General features: G+C 30.2%; 2 protein-coding genes. Both read right to left on the minus strand.

Going from position 1 to position 1,604, the window contains the following annotated elements:
- Positions 1 to 1,340: hypothetical protein (locus ACLR9T_RS14595; RefSeq protein ID WP_413110172.1), on the minus strand; the 1,340-nt coding region annotated here is incomplete at its 3' end.
- An 8-nt stretch (positions 1,341 to 1,348) separates the two neighbouring features.
- Positions 1,349 to 1,604, minus strand: a 256-nt coding sequence (locus ACLR9T_RS14600) for a hypothetical protein (RefSeq protein WP_413110173.1), incomplete at its 5' end; no start/stop codon positions are given.

Here is a 1,604-nt window from a genome sequence, read left to right on the forward strand (position 1 = left end):
ATATAAGCATTTGCAGTATCTTTTGTGTTAACAGTATATTTTGTATTATCTAGCCCACGTAATCCGTCTATATAATGAGTTGCAAGTGTATTTAAAATATGAGATGTATTTATTGGTGAGTCTGCCCAGCCATTTATTTCAAGGAATGGTTTTATATCTAGTCCATCATTTATCACAAATTTCTGCCCAGTCAACATAATAGATTCTAAGCTTTGATCTCCAGCAATATCTTCAATTGGAATAACAAAACATCCCTGTGAGTCTAACTGATATGTTTTCTCACTATTTCCAATTGTATGATTCATAGGATTATATGTCATTGTTATATTTGAATCATCACCAAACAGAGATTGTATTGGTGTTTGCTTTTGTATAAAAGTCATTTTTTCAAATACCCCATATTGTTTTAATAAATCTTCATATATAACAATTGACGTTGGATGGAATCCTCCATCATTGATTTGTGGTAGTTCAATCAATGTATCTACATCATCAAGTATAGATAAAGAACGATTCCATAATTCTACACGATATGTAAAATCTCGAGCATAAGGCACTCCTAATGTTTTTTCATTTTGATCAGTATTCGTATTTTTTGTAATATATCCTGATTGAACATCTCTTTGATAAATATCGTTACTTATTGTTAATTGACCTGATTGTACTGAGAAAGCAGCACTTTCTTGTTTTTTATCATCATCATTATACAATGGTCCAACTGGTTCAAATAATAAGCTTGCTTCTAATCTCTTATCTTGATAATAAGAATTATAAGAATCACTATCCCCATAAACATTAATAATAACAGAATCATTATTAACAATTAATTTTTCAAATTTTTCTGTCACAATACGAACTGTTTTTAATCTCGTCATGACACTAGAAAAAGCACTTGACTCAATAACAATATCACCATGACTATCAATATAATTTGCTAACTCATCTTGACCAATTTGAAATGTTGGTGTCCCATTCGTTGGTGCATCATAATCAAAAAATTCAATATGATCAATAGTCATTGCCTTATCATAACCACTCTTGATCACAATCTTCTCAGTATTAAAGCCCTTAATAAGTGTTTGTCCAGATAAATCAACATTTTTGACACTTAATAAATCTAAAGTCAAATGAACATTCAATGCAGCTGATTCAGATTCGTTACCTATTTTAAATTGATAATAAGTAGGATCTGTAGGGTTTAATGTAGAATTCTTATTTGGAACAATTAAAGGACTATTAATATTCGTAGAAGATTGACCATACCAATTTGCAGAAGCCTCTATTTTTGGTTTAATACGTTGAACCTCTAAAATAGCTTCTGTTGTTTTGACATCTTCCACTATATTTCCTATCTCTGCAACAGCAGGATAATCATTATATAAAGTTGAAAACAATCCATTAAATCTATGAACACCAGTCGCATTTGGAGAGTTCCATTAATTTCAACATAAGAATTTAAACCATTATTTAATGGTATATTTCCATTAAATTCATCAAAATTAATAATTATTTTCACCAAATGGGAAATTTGAATGCCATTATTTGGTTGCCAGGCTGATTGTGGTATAGTTATACTCCCCTGCGAACTATCCATATACGCGTGT

This window comes from Thomasclavelia sp., assembly GCF_047249845.1.
In the GTDB taxonomy this organism is placed as follows: domain Bacteria; phylum Bacillota_I; class Bacilli_A; order Erysipelotrichales; family Coprobacillaceae; genus Thomasclavelia.